Annotated in this window: 16 protein-coding genes; 1 reads left to right on the top strand and 15 read right to left on the bottom strand. The window is 43.0% G+C overall.

Translation table 11 applies throughout. The features are described 5' to 3' along the window. Window positions 1-104: 104 nt before the first annotated feature. Both OCV65_RS09095 and OCV65_RS09090 read right to left on the bottom strand, forming a co-directional pair. Entirely contained in the window at window positions 105-605 is a 501-nt protein-coding gene (locus OCV65_RS09095) for a shikimate kinase (RefSeq protein ID WP_118383186.1), read from the bottom strand. Between the two features lie 76 nt (window positions 606-681). Beyond that, window positions 682-1,095, bottom strand: coding sequence for a hypothetical protein (locus OCV65_RS09090; RefSeq protein WP_262581784.1), 414 nt, complete (start codon window positions 1,093-1,095; stop codon window positions 682-684). A 141-nt stretch (window positions 1,096-1,236) separates the two neighbouring features. Here OCV65_RS09090 and OCV65_RS09085 point away from each other — a divergent pair, with 141 nt between their 5' ends. Further along, a complete protein-coding gene (locus OCV65_RS09085) occupies window positions 1,237-1,770 on the top strand; it encodes a YcxB family protein (RefSeq protein WP_118453252.1) in 534 nt (177 codons plus the stop codon). An 81-nt stretch (window positions 1,771-1,851) separates the two neighbouring features. On the opposite strand, the gene OCV65_RS09080 is transcribed toward OCV65_RS09085, so the two are convergent. The 13 genes from OCV65_RS09080 to OCV65_RS09020 all read right to left on the bottom strand — a co-directional run bounded on the left by OCV65_RS09080 (window position 1,852) and on the right by OCV65_RS09020 (window position 15,408). Next, complete coding sequence (locus tag OCV65_RS09080; RefSeq protein ID WP_118453253.1) at window positions 1,852-2,349, bottom strand: tRNA (cytidine(34)-2'-O)-methyltransferase; 498 nt, start codon at window positions 2,347-2,349, stop codon at window positions 1,852-1,854. 14 nt (window positions 2,350-2,363) lie between these two features. Next, window positions 2,364-3,071 carry a FadR/GntR family transcriptional regulator gene (locus OCV65_RS09075; protein WP_262581783.1) on the bottom strand — a complete coding sequence of 236 codons (708 nt, stop codon included), beginning with the start codon at window positions 3,069-3,071 and terminating at the stop codon, window positions 2,364-2,366. A 212-nt stretch (window positions 3,072-3,283) separates the two neighbouring features. After that, window positions 3,284-4,042, bottom strand: coding sequence for an SDR family NAD(P)-dependent oxidoreductase (locus OCV65_RS09070; RefSeq protein ID WP_118383191.1), 759 nt, complete (start codon window positions 4,040-4,042; stop codon window positions 3,284-3,286). Between the two features lie 32 nt (window positions 4,043-4,074). After that, window positions 4,075-5,031 carry a transketolase family protein gene (locus OCV65_RS09065; protein ID WP_262581782.1) on the bottom strand — a complete coding sequence of 319 codons (957 nt, stop codon included), beginning with the start codon at window positions 5,029-5,031 and terminating at the stop codon, window positions 4,075-4,077. 22 nt (window positions 5,032-5,053) lie between these two features. Next, the gene (locus tag OCV65_RS09060; protein ID WP_118383193.1) at window positions 5,054-5,890 is read right to left on the bottom strand and encodes a transketolase; all 837 of its coding nucleotides are present in this window, start codon (window positions 5,888-5,890) and stop codon (window positions 5,054-5,056) included. Window positions 5,891-6,048: 158 nt separating this feature from the next. After that, window positions 6,049-7,332, bottom strand: a complete 1,284-nt coding sequence (locus OCV65_RS09055; RefSeq protein WP_262581781.1) for a TRAP transporter large permease — start codon at window positions 7,330-7,332, stop codon at window positions 6,049-6,051. Further along, window positions 7,333-7,794: a TRAP transporter small permease gene (locus OCV65_RS09050; protein WP_262581780.1), complete on the bottom strand. Its 462-nt coding sequence runs from the start codon at window positions 7,792-7,794 to the stop codon at window positions 7,333-7,335. It abuts the gene before it with no gap. Between the two features lie 17 nt (window positions 7,795-7,811). Beyond that, window positions 7,812-8,870: a DctP family TRAP transporter solute-binding subunit gene (locus tag OCV65_RS09045; RefSeq protein WP_262581779.1), complete on the bottom strand. Its 1,059-nt coding sequence runs from the start codon at window positions 8,868-8,870 to the stop codon at window positions 7,812-7,814. Between the two features lie 407 nt (window positions 8,871-9,277). After that, window positions 9,278-10,453, bottom strand: coding sequence for an aminotransferase class I/II-fold pyridoxal phosphate-dependent enzyme (locus tag OCV65_RS09040; protein WP_262581778.1), 1,176 nt, complete (start codon window positions 10,451-10,453; stop codon window positions 9,278-9,280). Beyond that, the gene (locus OCV65_RS09035) at window positions 10,450-10,941 is read right to left on the bottom strand and encodes an Lrp/AsnC family transcriptional regulator (RefSeq protein ID WP_118383197.1); all 492 of its coding nucleotides are present in this window, start codon (window positions 10,939-10,941) and stop codon (window positions 10,450-10,452) included. The genes OCV65_RS09040 and OCV65_RS09035 overlap by 4 nt, the downstream gene beginning before the upstream one ends. A 92-nt stretch (window positions 10,942-11,033) precedes the next feature. Then, complete coding sequence (locus OCV65_RS09030; protein ID WP_262581777.1) at window positions 11,034-11,915, bottom strand: AIR synthase-related protein; 882 nt, start codon at window positions 11,913-11,915, stop codon at window positions 11,034-11,036. 32 nt (window positions 11,916-11,947) lie between these two features. Beyond that, window positions 11,948-13,456, bottom strand: a complete 1,509-nt coding sequence (locus OCV65_RS09025) for a VanW family protein (RefSeq protein WP_262581776.1) — start codon at window positions 13,454-13,456, stop codon at window positions 11,948-11,950. A 254-nt stretch (window positions 13,457-13,710) separates the two neighbouring features. Next, entirely contained in the window at window positions 13,711-15,408 is a 1,698-nt protein-coding gene (locus tag OCV65_RS09020) for a B12-binding domain-containing radical SAM protein (RefSeq protein WP_262581775.1), read from the bottom strand. Window positions 15,409-15,456: the final 48 nt, after the last annotated feature.

The raw sequence follows: 15,456 nt of genomic DNA, 5'->3' as shown, positions 1-15,456 counted from the left end.
TTTCAATTAAATAACATTATTCGTATAGTCTAGTATACATCAGTAATAAGTATTTGTAAAATCTTTTTTACAACCCCGTAAGATTTTCGTAACATTTACCAATATTATTCCTGCCCGAAAACCTCTACTACTTTACCAATAGTTTCAGACAATGTCAATCCATCTTCGCAAATTGTAACATCTGCATACTTTTCAAACAACACTCTGCGCTCTTCATAGAGATCCTTAAGCGTCTGTCCTTCCCGCAACACAACCCCTCGCTTCTTTGGATCTCCGATTCTTTCTTTTATTGTTTGATAACTGGTCTGTAAATATACTACCGTACCAATTTCTTTGTAATGTTTCATGGCATTTTCACAGTATACCACACTTCCTCCCGGTGCGATCACTGACCGTTCCGCTTCAAGATCTGCGTTTACCTGATCTTCAATCACCAGGAAACCATCCTCCCCTTTTTCTGCAATGATCTCCCTGAGCAATGCTTGCTCCTGCTTCTGGATCAGCAGATCTGTATCTATAAATTCATAACCAAGCCTTTTTGCCAGTACAACTCCAACTGTGCTTTTGCCTGATGCCGGCATACCAATCAATATAATATTATCCATGCATCTGCTCCTTATCTTCTGCTCTGTCTCATTTTTGCGCAATCAGTATAGCATACGTTTTGTATTCTGCACAAGGCTAACCTTTTGGAAATGCGATCCCCTGATAATACTTCTGATTATATTTGCGCTGATCACTGCGACGCTTATAGATTTCCTGATAAAGCATCACTTGTATCAGATCCCGTATCCAGGATTCATCCGCACCCTTTCCTTCGCTTCGGATCAACTTTTCAATCACTTGATCTTTTTCTGTTCTGTCATACACGCGTCTTCCCATCAAGTGCAGCTGAAGCTGATCCGGATATTCATCAAACATCACACTTCCTTCATATGCAACACGGTCACATTCATCCTCTATATATGGAAGAAGCTGCTTCGCCGCATCCGGATACATACTTTTCATATATTCAAAATCCATCCGGTCTCTGCGCTCATCATCATATAAAAGTGGTGTAGGATATGCCATATAATATGGTAATTTCTGATCCATCTGTGATTCCTCCTGCGATTCGACTGTCATTCTGCTTCATTATATGCAGAATCCACGTCTGCGTGATTGCCTTTCCCTCCCACATCCGTTATAATGAAATCAATCATTACGGCTGACAGCCGCTATACTAAGGAGTTTACTATGGCATCATCATCAAAAAAATCAACCACCATTGTGAATCAGTACCAGTACACGGATCCACTGATGGTAGAAGTGCAAGACGGCTACGCCGCACAGACCTACAAGAACTATATTACACTGATCATCATTGCTCTGATCTGTGCATTCTTTACCTGGCGAGAATACAACACCCACAAAGGTGTGCTCTGTATACTCTTTGCAATCATTGTTGTATTATGTGTAATCGCTACTATTGTGTCGCTGGTCAGCACAAATAAGAGAAAAAAAGCTGAGATCCAGGCTTTCCGCGACAGTTATTCAAAAGACGGCTATGATCTCATGATCACGATTGAGGGCACGCGCATCCGCTCTTATAAGAATAATGCACCGGATGTAGATCTTCGCAAAAATGATGTGCGCGGTGTATTTGAGACAGAACGTTTCTTCGTGTTCCAGCTTACAGGCGGCATACTGCTGCCACTGAAAAAAGACGCATTCATTAAAGGAGATGTAGAAGCTTGTCGGAATTATATTCCGGAATTAAAGAAAAAATAATATTTCTTTTCATGCAAATGAGCTGGGTATCTCCATACCCAGCTCAACTTAATATATATTCTCTTTATACAGATGCTTCTGTTAATCCTTCCACTCTAATCGATGCAGATGTCCTTCCAGATTCATCCCTTTGAACCCATTCTGGCGCAGCGCCTCATACAGCACGATTGCCACAGAATTGCCAAGATTCAGCGAACGGATATCTCCAAGCATCGGAATGCGGATGCTGTCTTCTTTGTGCTCTACCAATACCTCTTCCGGGATACCTGCGCTTTCTTTTCCGAACATAATATAGCAGTCCGGCTCGTATTTCACATCAGTGTACACATTCGGTGCTTTGGTCGTCGCCATGTAGATCTTCGCTCCCGGATTCTTTTCCATGAAATCATTAAAATCAATGTAAGTTGTTACGTCAAGATCTTTCCAGTAATCCATACCCGCACGCTTCAAACTCTTTTCATCCAGTCGGAAACCCAGCGGTTCGATCAGATGAAGCCTTGTTCCTGTTGCCACACAAGTACGTCCGATATTCCCTGTATTTGCCGGAATCTCCGGCTCATATAATACAATATTTAACATTTGCTTAATCCTTCTTAATGTTCGTATGCGCTCAGAAAATACGTGCCTGCAATGGACTCGTATACGCCTTCCATCTGTCTGCGTTCCAATATATGATATACTTCTTCATGCGCCTCATACAGTTCTTCACCACGTCCTGATTCCAACATTCCCTTTACGGAATAATATCTGGTAGAGTGAGTCAGCACACGTGTGATCGCATTAATCTTCAATACCATTGCATTGTGTCCCATATCTGCGATCATATCATGGAACTTATTGTCAATTTCAAACACTTCATCTACGTTAGGATTCTTCTGTGTCATACTTGCTTTCATAACTCCAAGATGCTCTTTCAATTCTGCCAGTTCTTTATCGGAAGCCTTCTCTATCGCAAGACGCATAACACCGCTCTCTATCATCGTCCGCAGTTCATTCAGTTCCTGTTCGTTCTGCTGATTTAATATAATTCCATAAACCATAGGATCAATCAGGCTCTCGGAAAATCCGTCACAGACAAAAGTTCCATCTGCGCGGCGTATCTCCAGCACTCCAATATATACAAGTATCTTTACAGCTTCTCTGATCGAGTTCCTGGCTACTCCCATCTGCTCAGCCAGCTCCATCTCTGTCGGTATACGGTCTCCCGGTTTCAATTCTCCACTGACAATTGCTTCTGTCAGTCTATCGATCACACGCTGTACGACAGATGATCTGTTAATTTTTTTTAAGTATTCGGCCATCTGTTCATTCCTTTCTTAACATCCAATGTTATTCATTATCTGTTTATCATATTATACACAAACTCAGACTGACATTTCAACCTGTTTTACACTTAAATATACATAAAACCCGCCATTCTTTCAAATAGCGGGTTCTTCAATGCACTGACTGGATGCATTGGGAGGATTATTCAGAACATAATGATACTAGGGTTGATGATTCAGCGTCTGACTTAATCCATGTGAGATCCACCATTGATGTCGATCTCTTCACCAGTAATATAGGAAGCTTCCTTAGAAGCGAGAAATACAATTGCGTCAGCAACTTCCTGAGGCTCTCCAGGACGTCCCATTGGAATTCCATCAATAACAGCGTCTGCCTGTTCCTTTGGAAGTGATTTCCAGATCTCTGTGTTGATCAGTCCAGGGCATACACAGTTTGTTGTGATACCATAAGAAGATACTTCACGGGCAAGGTTCTTAGAGAATCCAAGTACTGCGGCCTTAGAAGCTGAGTAATGAGCTCCGCCAAAAATACCGCCGCCGCGCTTTCCGGATACAGATGACAGGTGTACAATACGTCCATAGTTCTGTTTCTTCATCACTTCGCATACTGCCTGTGTAATCAGGAACAGGCCAAACATATTTACATTGAAGATACGTTTGATATCATCAAGTGTCATATCTGCAACAGTTACTTTCTGTGAAATACCTGCGTTATTTACAAGTACATCAATACGTCCATATTTGTCTACGATTGTGTTAACCAATTCCTTAACTGCTTCCGGATCTGTCAGGTTAGCCGCATATCCTGTAGCATCGATGCCCATTTTCTTCATTTCTTCTACATTAGCATCACATCCTGCCTGGTTGATATCACAGATAACAACCTTAGCACCCTGTTTGCCAAATGTCTGGGCGATCACACGTCCCATTCCTTTTGCAGATCCTGCTCCTGTTACTAATACTACCTGATTTGTAAAATCTAACATTTTCGTTTCCTCCTGTTTTAACCTTTACGCGATTACTGCAGCTCTTCTGCTGTCTTTACGATATTTTCTACAGTGATTCCGTTCATAGCGAGCAGTCTCTCGTAAGGAGCTGACTGTCCATACTGATCCTGTACACCGATTCTTTTTACAATACCTTTGCCCATCTCAGCTGCCACTTCACATACTGCTGATCCAAGTCCGTTCAGGATGTTATGATCTTCAACTGTGATAACCTTGCCAATCTCATTGATACAAGCTGTAACTGCTTCTGTATCCAGAGGTTTGATGGTGTGCATATCCAGCACTCTTGCTGTGATTCCTTTTGCTTCCAGCTCTTTTGCTGCATCCAGTGCCAGACGTACAGTATCACCATTTGCGATAATCGCAACGTCTTTACCTTCTTTGAGCTGGTTTGCTTTACCGATTACAAATTCTGCATCCTCATCATAAATCTGTGGAATTGCATCACGTGTAAAACGAAGATACATTGGTCCGTATGTTTCCGCTGCCTGACGTGTCAGTTTCTTAGCTGCCACATAGTCTGCCGGCATAATAACTGTCATATTAGGAAGTGTACGAAGAACGCCGATATCCTCGATTGCCTGATGTGAAGCTCCATCGTTAGCCGGAGTCAGTCCACCATGAGAGCATGCAATCTTTACATTCAGATTCGGATAGCAGATTTCCTGACGGATCATCTCGCACATACGAAGGGAACCGAATACTGCATAAGTTACTACAAATGGAACCTTTCCGCATGTAGCAAGTCCCGCTGCCACACCGGCTGCATTCTGCTCTGCAATACCTACATTTACATACTGATTCTTATCGTCATGATACTCTGAAGATAATTCCTTACGGAAGTCTCCTGTCTTACAGCTCTTTCCGATATCTGCATCGATTACAAGAATATCCGGATTTTCTTTTCCTAATTTTAATATCTCTTCACCAAATCCTGCTCTGGTTGCAACTTTCTTTAATTCGCTCATTTTTCAAACCCTCCTTATGCTATTACTCGATAATCTGTGCCTGCAGTTCCTGCATTGCTTTCGCATGTTCTTCTTCATTTGGAGCTACTCCATGCCATGATACAGAATTCTCCATGAAGGATACGCCTTTACCTTTGATGGTATGTGCATAAATGCATTTCGGCTTGCCGTTCTTTGATGCATAGCATTTTTCAAGTGTTGCACAGATTTCTTCCATGTTATGTCCGTCAATCTCAATTACTTCAAATCCGAAAGCACGGAACTTCTCGCCAAGATCTCTGTTCGGCATAACCTGATCACAAGGTCCGTCAATCTGCAGTCCGTTGTAATCCATAAATACGATCAGGTTATCCAGCTGATATTTGTGTGCTGTATTGGCTGCTTCCCAGATCTCACCTTCCTGAGCTTCACCATCACCGACTACGCTGAACACTTTATAGTCTTTGTGATTCATTTTTCCTGCAAGTGCCATTCCTACTGCACATGCAAGTCCCTGTCCCAGTGAACCGGTTGAAATGTCAATACCAGGACACTTATTCATAGATGGATGTCCCTGTAATTTGGAACCTTCCTGTCTCAGTGTATCAAGTTCTTCTTCCGGGAAAAATCCGAGTGTTCCGAGGCATGCATACTGAATCGGGCATACATGTCCTTTGGAAAGAACCATACGGTCACGATCCTCCCACTGTGGATTCTTTGGATCTACATTCATATACTTAAAGTAACATGCTGTCATAAAATCTGCTGCTGACAGTGATCCGCCCGGATGTCCGGACTGAGCTTTGTAGATCATATCTACTACCTTCATTCGCATCTCAGTTGCCTTGTTTTTCAATTCTTTCATTGATACATCTTTCATTTTCTTCACCTCATTTTATTCTACGTAGGATGTTAGTTGTTTTATATAAAATCGGGTAGTCAGCCCGATTCATATTCTGTTTGGAACCATGCCCCCGAGACCAGCGACATGGTCTCGGGAAGTTCCAGGAGTTCTATATGTATAAATGGATTAATGGGTTACACAAACATCAGTGAGATCGCCGGGATATAGGTGATCAGCAGCAGGATAATAAGCATCGCCACTAAACAAGGTATAATTCCTTTCGATATATCCTCGATTGATATCTTACCGATACCGCATGCCACATACAGGTTGACACCAACAGGCGGTGTGAACAGTCCGATTGCCAGGTTGACGATCATAACTACACCAAGATGGATCGGATCGATTCCAAGCTGTAATGCAACTGGTGCAAACAGTGGTGTGAAAATGTACAGTGCTGATGTCGAATCCAGGAAACATCCTGCGATCAGCAGTACGATATTTACAATAATGAAGAAGATAACTACACTTCCTCCTGTTACGTTCAGCATCACATTCTCAATTGCTTCATCCAGCCTTGCTCTTGTAAGAACATATGCGAAAAGTGATGCACCCATGGTGATGAACATAACTGTTGCTGTTGTTGAGCAGGAATCTACCATGATATCTGACAGCTTATTCAGATTCAGATCTTTGTAGATTACGAATCCTACAAACAGTCCATAGAATACGGATACAGCAGCCGCTTCAGTTGGTGTGAAGATTCCTCCGTAAATTCCTCCAAGGATGATGACTGGCATCAGAAGTCCAGGTACTGCATCCTTGAACGCTGCTAAACGTTCTGCGCCGGAAGCCTTCGGTGACACTTTCAGGTCACATTTTCTTCCTATAACTAATGCTGTGATAATCAGTCCTGCTCCCATCAAAAGTCCAGGTACCATACCTGCCTTAAACAGGCTTGTGATTGATGCATCAGCAATGGAACCATATACTACGAATGTGATAGACGGTGGAATTACTACTCCGATCGCTCCACCGGCTGCCATTAATGCACAGGAGAATGCTGCCGGATATCCTGCTTTCACCAGTGCCGGGATCATGATCAGTCCAAGCGCTGCTACGGTTGCCGGACCAGATCCTGAAATTGCTGCAAAGAAACAAGATACTACGATACATACCATAGCCATACCGCCTTTGATGTGACCGAGACATTTCTCTGCAAGGTTGATCAATCTTCCTGAAATACCTGCCTTTTCCATTACATTACCTGAGATAATGAAAAATGGAATCGCAAGTAATACGAACTTACTGCTTGAAGCAGAACAGATACGAGGCAGTACACTCATAACTGCTACGATCGGTTTTCCTGCTCCCTGAACCAGCATTGCTGCTACACTTGACATTCCCAGACATACTGCAATGGGAGCTCCACAGATCAGCAGCACTACAAATACTCCTAACAATATTACACCTGCCATTTAATTGTCCCCCTTTGCTATTTTGATCGTTCCATCCAGAAATGCGACCATTGAAAATGCTCCGCCTAACGGTACGAATAATCCGTATATCCATTCTGGCCACTGCATAGTTGCTGTCTGCTGTCCCATCTGATACTGACTGATAACCATCTCAATACCAAAGATTACAATCAACAGACAAAACAGTGTTGCGATTGCATACATAACTGTCTGTACAATTCTTGCTGCATTCGGTGACAATTTGTCAGTCAGAAGCGTTAAACCGAGATGTGCTTTTCTTCTGGCTGCGATCGCTGTACCCATAAAGCTCATAAGTACAAATAAGTAACATGACATCTCATCGGCAACTGCCAGTGGATTGTTGAATACAAACCGGGCAATAACATTTATAAAAACCAGGATTGCCATCACTGACACGCTTAAGCATGCTACGATTTTTTCAAATTTCTCTATATACTTCATGCCATCTTCCTCCTGATTTAATTACTGAATTTCACGCCTTCTGTATCGATACCAAACGCTTCACATGCATCTTTGCCGTATTTTGCTTTGATCTCATTCATAGGCTCTTTAATCAACTCTTTAAATGGCTCCAGCTGTTCATCTGTCAGCTCATCCACCTGCATTCCGTTGTCTTTAAACTTCTCAATAAGAGTTTTCTCATCTTCAACGATTTTATCGTTACCCCACTCACAGGCTTCTGCAATACATTCTTTCAGAAGATCCTGTGTCTTCTCATCCAGGCTGTCCCAGACTTTGGAATTTGCAATTACCAGATCGGCATCATAACAGTAGTTCCAAAGTGTCAGATACTTCTGTACTTCATACATCTTAGCTGAATCTGTGATCGGAACACCATTTTCCTGTCCGTCGATGGTTCCCTGTTGGATCGCTGTAAATACTTCAGACCAACTCATTGCTGTTGGGCTTGCGCCAACCGCCTGCCAGAATGTCATGTAAATTTCTGAACCAGGAATTCTGATCTTCAGACCCTTCAGGTCATCTGGTTTTGTAACCGCATGCTTACTGTTTGTCAGCTGACGGAACCCGTTATGAAAAGCTCCAAGATAGGTAAGTCCCTTATCATCCAGCTCGTCTGCATAATACTCACCGCCGGTTGTTGCGATAACTTCTGCTGCCTGTTCATAAGAATCGAATGTCCATGGCATTGTTGCGATATTCAGTAATGGATCAATCGCTGACAATGTACTGGTCGCATATGCTGCCAGGTCAGTAGATCCTGCACAGACATACTCTATTCCCTTGGTAGCATTACCGCCTGCCAGTGTGTCATTCGGAAATACATCGATCGTAATGTTACCACCAGACTTCTCTGACACCAGTTCTGCTAGCTTCTGACCAACCTGTGTGTCGATCTGTGTGTCCGTTCCGTTAACAGCCATGGAAAGATTCAATTCAGGATATTCTGAATTTGAACCGGTGCTTTTCGTATCACCGCCGCTCCCGCATGCTGTCATGCTTGATACTATCATTGTTGTTCCTGCAAGAACCGCAAGAACTCTTTTATACCTCTTCAACAATAGTTCCTCCTCTCTTGAAATCCTTTTATTCTATTCATCCTTTTACATTCGTTCAATGTAGAACGTTGCTCTTTGCTTGTGAGTTAATCATATCACTTTTGAGCTAATAGTCAATAATTGTTTATTTTTTAACCGCACATTTGTGTAATGTTTACAATTTCGCACTTTCTTTTTATCACTTTTAACCAACATTCTACGTTCTACATTTGTTAATTATAAGACAAGATTGTTATTTAATTATTCTATGTTTTCGCTTGTATTTACTGCCTTTCTATAATTCCGCCTCTTTTTTTGAAGTTTTCATAACTCATAGTTTGTATTATTTTTTAACAAAGAATAAGAGAATGAAAAAATTTCATTCTCTTGACTCACAATCTTTGAAATATTAATTCTTTTTCGATTTTCTATTTCTGTTCTGCTCTCAGACGGTTCACAAAATGTTCCAGTCTTCCGAGTGCTTCTTTCAGGTCTTCCAATGAATACGCATAAGAAATTCGCAGGAAACCTTCTCCGCAATCACCAAATGCGGTACCAGGGACTGCTGCCACCTTCTCCTCTTCCAGAAAACGTGTCGCAAATTCTTCAGATGTCATGCCAAATTCCCTAATACATGGGAATACATAAAATGCACCGTACGGCTCAAAACATTCAATTCCCATACGTTTGAATTCACTCATCAGGAATCGTCTTCTCTGGTTATATGCATCCCGCATCTTCTTCACTTCATCCCCACAGTTGCGCAGTGCTTCCACTGCTGCATACTGGCTGTTGGTCGGTGCGCACATGATCGCATACTGATGGATCTTCAGCATCTGGTCCATAATGATCTGTGGTCCGCATACAAAGCCAAGTCTCCATCCTGTCATGGCAAATCCTTTGGAGAAGCCATTGATAACCAATGTTCTCTCTTTCATACCCGGCAGCGATGCTATCGAAGTATGTCCGCCTTTATAGGTCAGTTCGCCATATATCTCATCCGAAATCACATACAGATCATGTTCTTTTACCACTTCCGCAATCGGCTCCAGTTCTTCTCTGGTCATGATTGCACCGGTCGGATTATTCGGGAATGGCATGACAAGAATCTTGGTCTTTGGCGTAATAACTGCCTCTAATTCTTCTTTTGTCAGCTTAAATTCATTCTCATTTTTCAACGGAATCGATACTGGCACGCCATCAGCCAGAATCGTACACGGATCATACGACACGTACGATGGCTGGGGAATCAGAACTTCATCTCCCGGATCCAGCATCGCACGGAGTGCAATATCAATTGCCTCACTTCCGCCAACGGTCACCAGCACCTCATGCTTTGCGTCATAAGATACACCGATTAGGCGTTCCATATATTTACTGATCTCATCCTTCAGTTCCTGCAGACCCGCATTGGATGTATAAAATGTACGTCCTCGTTCCAGTGAATAGATACCTTCTTCTCGTATTCTCCAAGGAGTATCAAAGTCCGGCTCGCCGACACCGAGCGAAATTGCATCTTTCATCTCGCTCACAATGTCAAAAAACTTACGGATACCAGATGGTTTGATCTCCGTGATCTTTTTCGATAATGGATTTCTTGTCATGGCGTCACCAGCATCCTTTCTTCCTGTTCCTTCTGTGCCAGGATGGTTCCGTGATCTTTATATTTCTTCAGTATGAAATGTGTTGCTGTACTTGTGATACCTTCAATCGGAGACAATCTCTCAGATACAAAACGAGATACCTCAAGCAGTGTCTTTCCTTCCAGTGTTACGAGAAAATCATACGCACCAGAGATCAGTGATACGGATGATACTTCCGGGTAATTATAAATACGCTCTGCCAGCTTCTCGAATCCCTTGCCGCGCTGTGGTGTCACACGCACCTCAATCAGTGCATTCACCTGCTCTACACCTGCTTTATCCCAGTCGATCATTGTATGATAACCGCAAATAATTCCTTCCTGCTCCATAGCTTTGATCTCACGAAGGACAGTAGCTTCGTCTGTTCCAAGTAAAACTGCCAGTTCCTTCGGATCTACTTTACAATTCTTTTCAATAAATTTTAATATCTGCACTCTTGTGTCTTCCATGGTGAACCCCTACTTTCTTATTACATAAAAAATGATGTTGGATGCCTACGGATTGTTCCGTGCTTTGCACTCCCACAATCCACCCTGGCATCTTAGAATACTTTCATTAATTCATCCGGAGCCGGCCGATCAATATATCGCATATCCTCTCCGTTATGAATGATCTTGTCGTTACTATCAGTTAGCTGTCCGATCACAGCTGCCTGTATACCTTTCTGATTCAGCGCATCTGCCAATGCTTCTCCATTCTCTGTTAACATCAGAAAACTTCCGCCGGAAGCAAGCTGATATGGATTCAGTCGGAAATGTTCACAAACCTCAATTGTCTCCTGTCTGACTGCAATCTTCTTCAGATCAAGATTAAGACCAAGCTCTGTATCATTCGCCAAATCCCACAGCGACGCCAGTATTCCTCCACGGGATACCTGACGTATGACAGATACGCCCATGGCATCAGCAACTGCAATCTTTGACAGACCGCACAATTCACTATCATAAGCTTTCATCTGTCCGATAAATGCCGGGGTAAATCTTTCCCGGAGCTCTGCTTCTTTCTCACCAATGATCCGAAGCATTCCTTCCAGTCCTGCCCACCCGGCATATACGATGTCCTGTCCGGCTCGTGCGGTCAGCAGAGCATCTGCTATACGCTCTTTATGATCTATCTCGCCTGCTGCTGTAATCACAATCTGTGGTACCCGAAGCGCCGCACATTTCTCGCCTGCAATATGAAGTTCTTCCAGCTGAAAATCTTCCGTTTCAAGCTTTTCCATAGCTTTCGCTATATGATTCCGGATGGAATGCATCCTGGACTTATCCATATCCGCCGGAATCTCAATGCGGATCTCTGCTGATCCCGCATGAACGCCCTGCGCTGCCAGCTCATTAACCTCTGTCAGAAGTCCATAAGCTGCACCATCCCGCATACCTCCGTAATAGACACCTGTATGTGTCAGGAATGTCTTATAGACCATGCTTCATTCTCCTCATAATATCTATATAGTATCTATTCTTCACTTCCAGTGCTTCCAGAACTCTCTGAACTGCCGGAACTGCTGGAAATCCCTGCAATCGCATTATTGATCGCCGTCGAATCATTCGTCGCAACTGCGCTCTCTAATGCGCTGATCGATGCTTCACTTCCTCCGGCGGTACCTACTTCTATCACTTCATCCGCTTTCTGGTAGTAACTGGTGTTAAATACCTCACGACTTACTTCTTTACCATCTTTATATACGACCTTCCACAACTGAGCCTCCCGCCCCGTATGCGGATTACCTGTATACTGCATTGCACCGAAATTGAGTGATGAATTAATCTTATAAGTAACAGAATACTGATCCACACTCAATGTCTCACTCTCAAATTCGATCGTTCGGTTCTTTGGTCTTGTTTCTTTTCCGTAAATGATCATACGGAGCTGATTATCAGAATCAATTTCTCCATAAATATATATCGGTGTATCATAAGAATTTTTAAAGCGGAAATCCATTAAACCACCAGCGATTGCCGCATCTCTGGATGGCTCCACGTAGTCAACCGTCATAGAATGCGGATGTCTCTCTACCACTTCAAGTTCCGCATAGATCACTGCATTATATAGAGTCGTCGATACCTGACAGATTCCACCGCCATAAGACGGAACTACCTGTCCATTCTCATATGCGGTACCTTCTGCATAACCATGTTCTTCATCATACGGCGCCGTTGAATCATAGACCGACAATTCTTCACCCGGCTGTAAGATAATACCGTTCAACATAGAAGATCCTGTCTTCAGATTCGTCCAGCGTTCACCTCCGCCGGCATCTGTCGAATATGCCCCCAATTCGTCCGTCATATCTTTCAGATCTGCCTTCGTCACCTCCGGCTTCTCTGTCTTAATCACAACCTGTTCTTCAAAGTCTTCATGCTTCCAGTTATCATTCAGATCATCATTCAACTGCTTCACAGTCGCTTTATAATCAATGATCTCTCCTTCTTTTTCCGATACGATAGAGACTTTTCCTTCTTTATCCCTGGAAAGGCTTGCATTTTCCGGCCCCTGCAAAATATCTCCGGCTTTCTCTTTTAATAGGGATTTAAGCTTCTTACGGCTTACGCTGTACTCTTCATCGATTACAAATGGTTCCTTCTCCAGTCGCTTCATCTGTCGATAGCGCATCCAAAGATTGCCTTTCTTACCATAGCTGACGGCCTCATCCACAAGCTGTTCTTCATCTTTCTGACCGGAGAATCCCAGTTCTTTCAGAAATGCCTCAACCTTCTCGTCCCGAACTGTCAATGTTACTGTTTTGCTCTCATCCGTTGTCTTCTGGTTCTCCAATGCCTTCTGCGCCTCTTTCTTCGTCATACCTGAAAGATTGAGATCATTAATATATATATTATCACAGATAACATCATCCTTTACTTTTCCAACATAATTCTTCAACGCAGAATAAGACCCACCAAAGACAACTGCAAAAGCTGCCACGCCGATCACGATCAATGCTCTCTGCTTACGTTTACGCTTCATCGCCACTCTCCTGCTGCGATGCTTTAATTTATTTGACGATGCCATCCTCTACCCCTCATTTACATTCCTTTATACTTTCAGCGTCTATATCATCATCGCCGGAAGTAATGTTGTTGCAACCATTGCCACTACAATTACCACGATCACAACGGCAACGATCCTTCTTGTATGCTTATTGTGGAAATTCATATTCCATGCCTCTTTTCTCTGTCTTCTTACAATTTGTTTTGTTTATTATCATACCTGTTTTAAATCTATTTTGCAATAATAACTGTACGCGCTTCATGTGTTAACGGACTGCGTTCCCGGTAGTCAAAAAGCACTGTTTTGTTAAGACACAAAAACTTTTCTAAATGCGTCATTTTCCGCATCTGATTCCGATCATATTTCTCATATCCCGGCAAGTATTTATGGCTTTCGGCCTCCTCTTCATAAAATGCACGGACTTCTGCCTTGTCCATCTGATATTCCCCGGCGAATTCCGGTCGGTTACCTGCATTCTCCCTGAGATAATAATCATAAGTAAGAAACTCTCTCACTACATCCATCTGCTCCGGTGCATACTCTTTCACAAACTCAAGCAAAATTTCGTATCTTGCCGCCCGCTTGTGATTAATCTTAAAATATCCATTCTTATCATAATATGCAGCCATGTCTGCATACATGATAAATGGATCTTTAAAATATTTTTCCAGCTCAGGCATGGTCTGCGTAAACTGTCCACTGTTATAGTAGACTTCTACCATTTCTTCGATTCCTTTTAGCCGAAGCACATCGTCATACGGAAGCCAGTCCGTGTACAACACTTCATACGGAGGTATATTTTTCACCACCAATCCGTATTCTGCCTGATGTTCCTGCATGTATGAACCTTTCAACACTTTCAAAAAACCCAGTTGTAACTGCTCCGGATGCAGTGCATATACATCATTAAAGCTTCTATGGAAACTTTTTAGATTCTCATAGGGCAATCCTGCGATCAGATCCAGGTGCTGATGCACATTGCCATTCTTCTGCACTGCCCGCACATTCTCCGATACCTTTTCAAAATCCATTGTTCGGTGAATCTCTTTTACCGTATCCGGATTCGTAGACTGCACACCGATCTCCAACTGGATCAGTCCTGGGCGCATCGTCTGGATCAATGCAATCTCTTCTTCATTTAACAGATCTGCTGCCACCTCAAAGTGAAAATTTGTAATGCCATTATCATGCTCTGCGATATACTTCCAGATCTCCATTGCATGCTGATGGCTGCAGTTAAATGTTCTGTCCACGAATTTCACCTGCGGTACTTTATGATCAATGAAAAACTGTAATTCCGGCTTCACCTTTTCCACATTCCGAAATCGAAGTATCTTATCTATAGACGACAGGCAGTAGCTGCATCGAAATGGACAGCCTCTGCTGCTCTCATAGTATATAATCTTATGTTCAAAATCTGCCATATCCTCATAAACAAATGGCACTTTGTTCAGATCCATGACCGGTCGCCATGGATTCTCAATAATCTCTCCGTCTTCCCTCCGCCAGGTAATTCCCTGGAGTCCGACAAGTTCCAGCCCTTCTGCCAGCTCAGCAAAGGTCTCCTCTCCTTCTCCTTTCATCACGCCTGTCACTTCCGGCAAACGCTTTAGTACGGCGACCGCATCGTAAGACACCTCCGGTCCTCCTAACCAGATTTTCGTGTCCGGAAGCACCTTGTGCACTTCCCGAAGTACCGTCTCCACATAAGAAATATTCCAGATATAGCAGGAGAAGCAGAGCACATCCGGCTTACGGCGGTAAATATCCATCAGGATGTCATCCGTCTGCTGATTGATCGTATACTCTGCCAACGCAATCTCTGTATCAGGATCTGTGACACGAGACTGCGCGTATGCCCTTAAACTATACACAGCCAGATTAGAATGTATGTACTTTGCATTAATTGCGGTTAATAATATCTTCATAATGAATTATTTTACACCAGCAGGATACGAATGGCAACGATGTGTGTT

Origin of the sequence: Dorea ammoniilytica (assembly GCF_025567415.1) — a bacterium.
Classification (GTDB): Bacteria; Bacillota; Clostridia; order Lachnospirales; family Lachnospiraceae; genus Claveliimonas; species Claveliimonas ammoniilytica.
Note: the sequence above shows the minus strand (reverse complement) of the source record. Positions and strands in the feature narration are given on the sequence as shown.

Bases quoted from the DNA above. Each gene is read 5' to 3' on its own strand.
- OCV65_RS09025 (WP_262581776.1), bottom strand. From the start codon at position 13,456: ATGAAGCGTAAACGTAAGCAGAGAGCATTGATCGTGATCGGCGTGGCA.
- OCV65_RS09030 (WP_262581777.1), bottom strand. From the start codon at position 11,915: ATGGTCTATAAGACATTCCTGACACATACAGGTGTCTATTACGGAGGT.
- OCV65_RS09020 (WP_262581775.1), bottom strand. From the start codon at position 15,408: ATGAAGATATTATTAACCGCAATTAATGCAAAGTACATACATTCTAAT.
- OCV65_RS09070 (WP_118383191.1), bottom strand. From the start codon at position 4,042: ATGTTAGATTTTACAAATCAGGTAGTATTAGTAACAGGAGCAGGATCT.
- OCV65_RS09055 (WP_262581781.1), bottom strand. From the start codon at position 7,332: ATGGCAGGTGTAATATTGTTAGGAGTATTTGTAGTGCTGCTGATCTGT.
- OCV65_RS09080 (WP_118453253.1), bottom strand. From the start codon at position 2,349: ATGTTAAATATTGTATTATATGAGCCGGAGATTCCGGCAAATACAGGG.
- OCV65_RS09075 (WP_262581783.1), bottom strand. From the start codon at position 3,071: ATGGCCGAATACTTAAAAAAAATTAACAGATCATCTGTCGTACAGCGT.
- OCV65_RS09035 (WP_118383197.1), bottom strand. From the start codon at position 10,941: ATGGAAGACACAAGAGTGCAGATATTAAAATTTATTGAAAAGAATTGT.
- OCV65_RS09050 (WP_262581780.1), bottom strand. From the start codon at position 7,794: ATGAAGTATATAGAGAAATTTGAAAAAATCGTAGCATGCTTAAGCGTG.
- OCV65_RS09040 (WP_262581778.1), bottom strand. From the start codon at position 10,453: ATGACAAGAAATCCATTATCGAAAAAGATCACGGAGATCAAACCATCT.
- OCV65_RS09085 (WP_118453252.1), top strand. From the start codon at position 1,237: ATGGCATCATCATCAAAAAAATCAACCACCATTGTGAATCAGTACCAG.
- OCV65_RS09065 (WP_262581782.1), bottom strand. From the start codon at position 5,031: ATGAGCGAATTAAAGAAAGTTGCAACCAGAGCAGGATTTGGTGAAGAG.
- OCV65_RS09090 (WP_262581784.1), bottom strand. From the start codon at position 1,095: ATGGATCAGAAATTACCATATTATATGGCATATCCTACACCACTTTTA.
- OCV65_RS09095 (WP_118383186.1), bottom strand. From the start codon at position 605: ATGGATAATATTATATTGATTGGTATGCCGGCATCAGGCAAAAGCACA.
- OCV65_RS09060 (WP_118383193.1), bottom strand. From the start codon at position 5,890: ATGAAAGATGTATCAATGAAAGAATTGAAAAACAAGGCAACTGAGATG.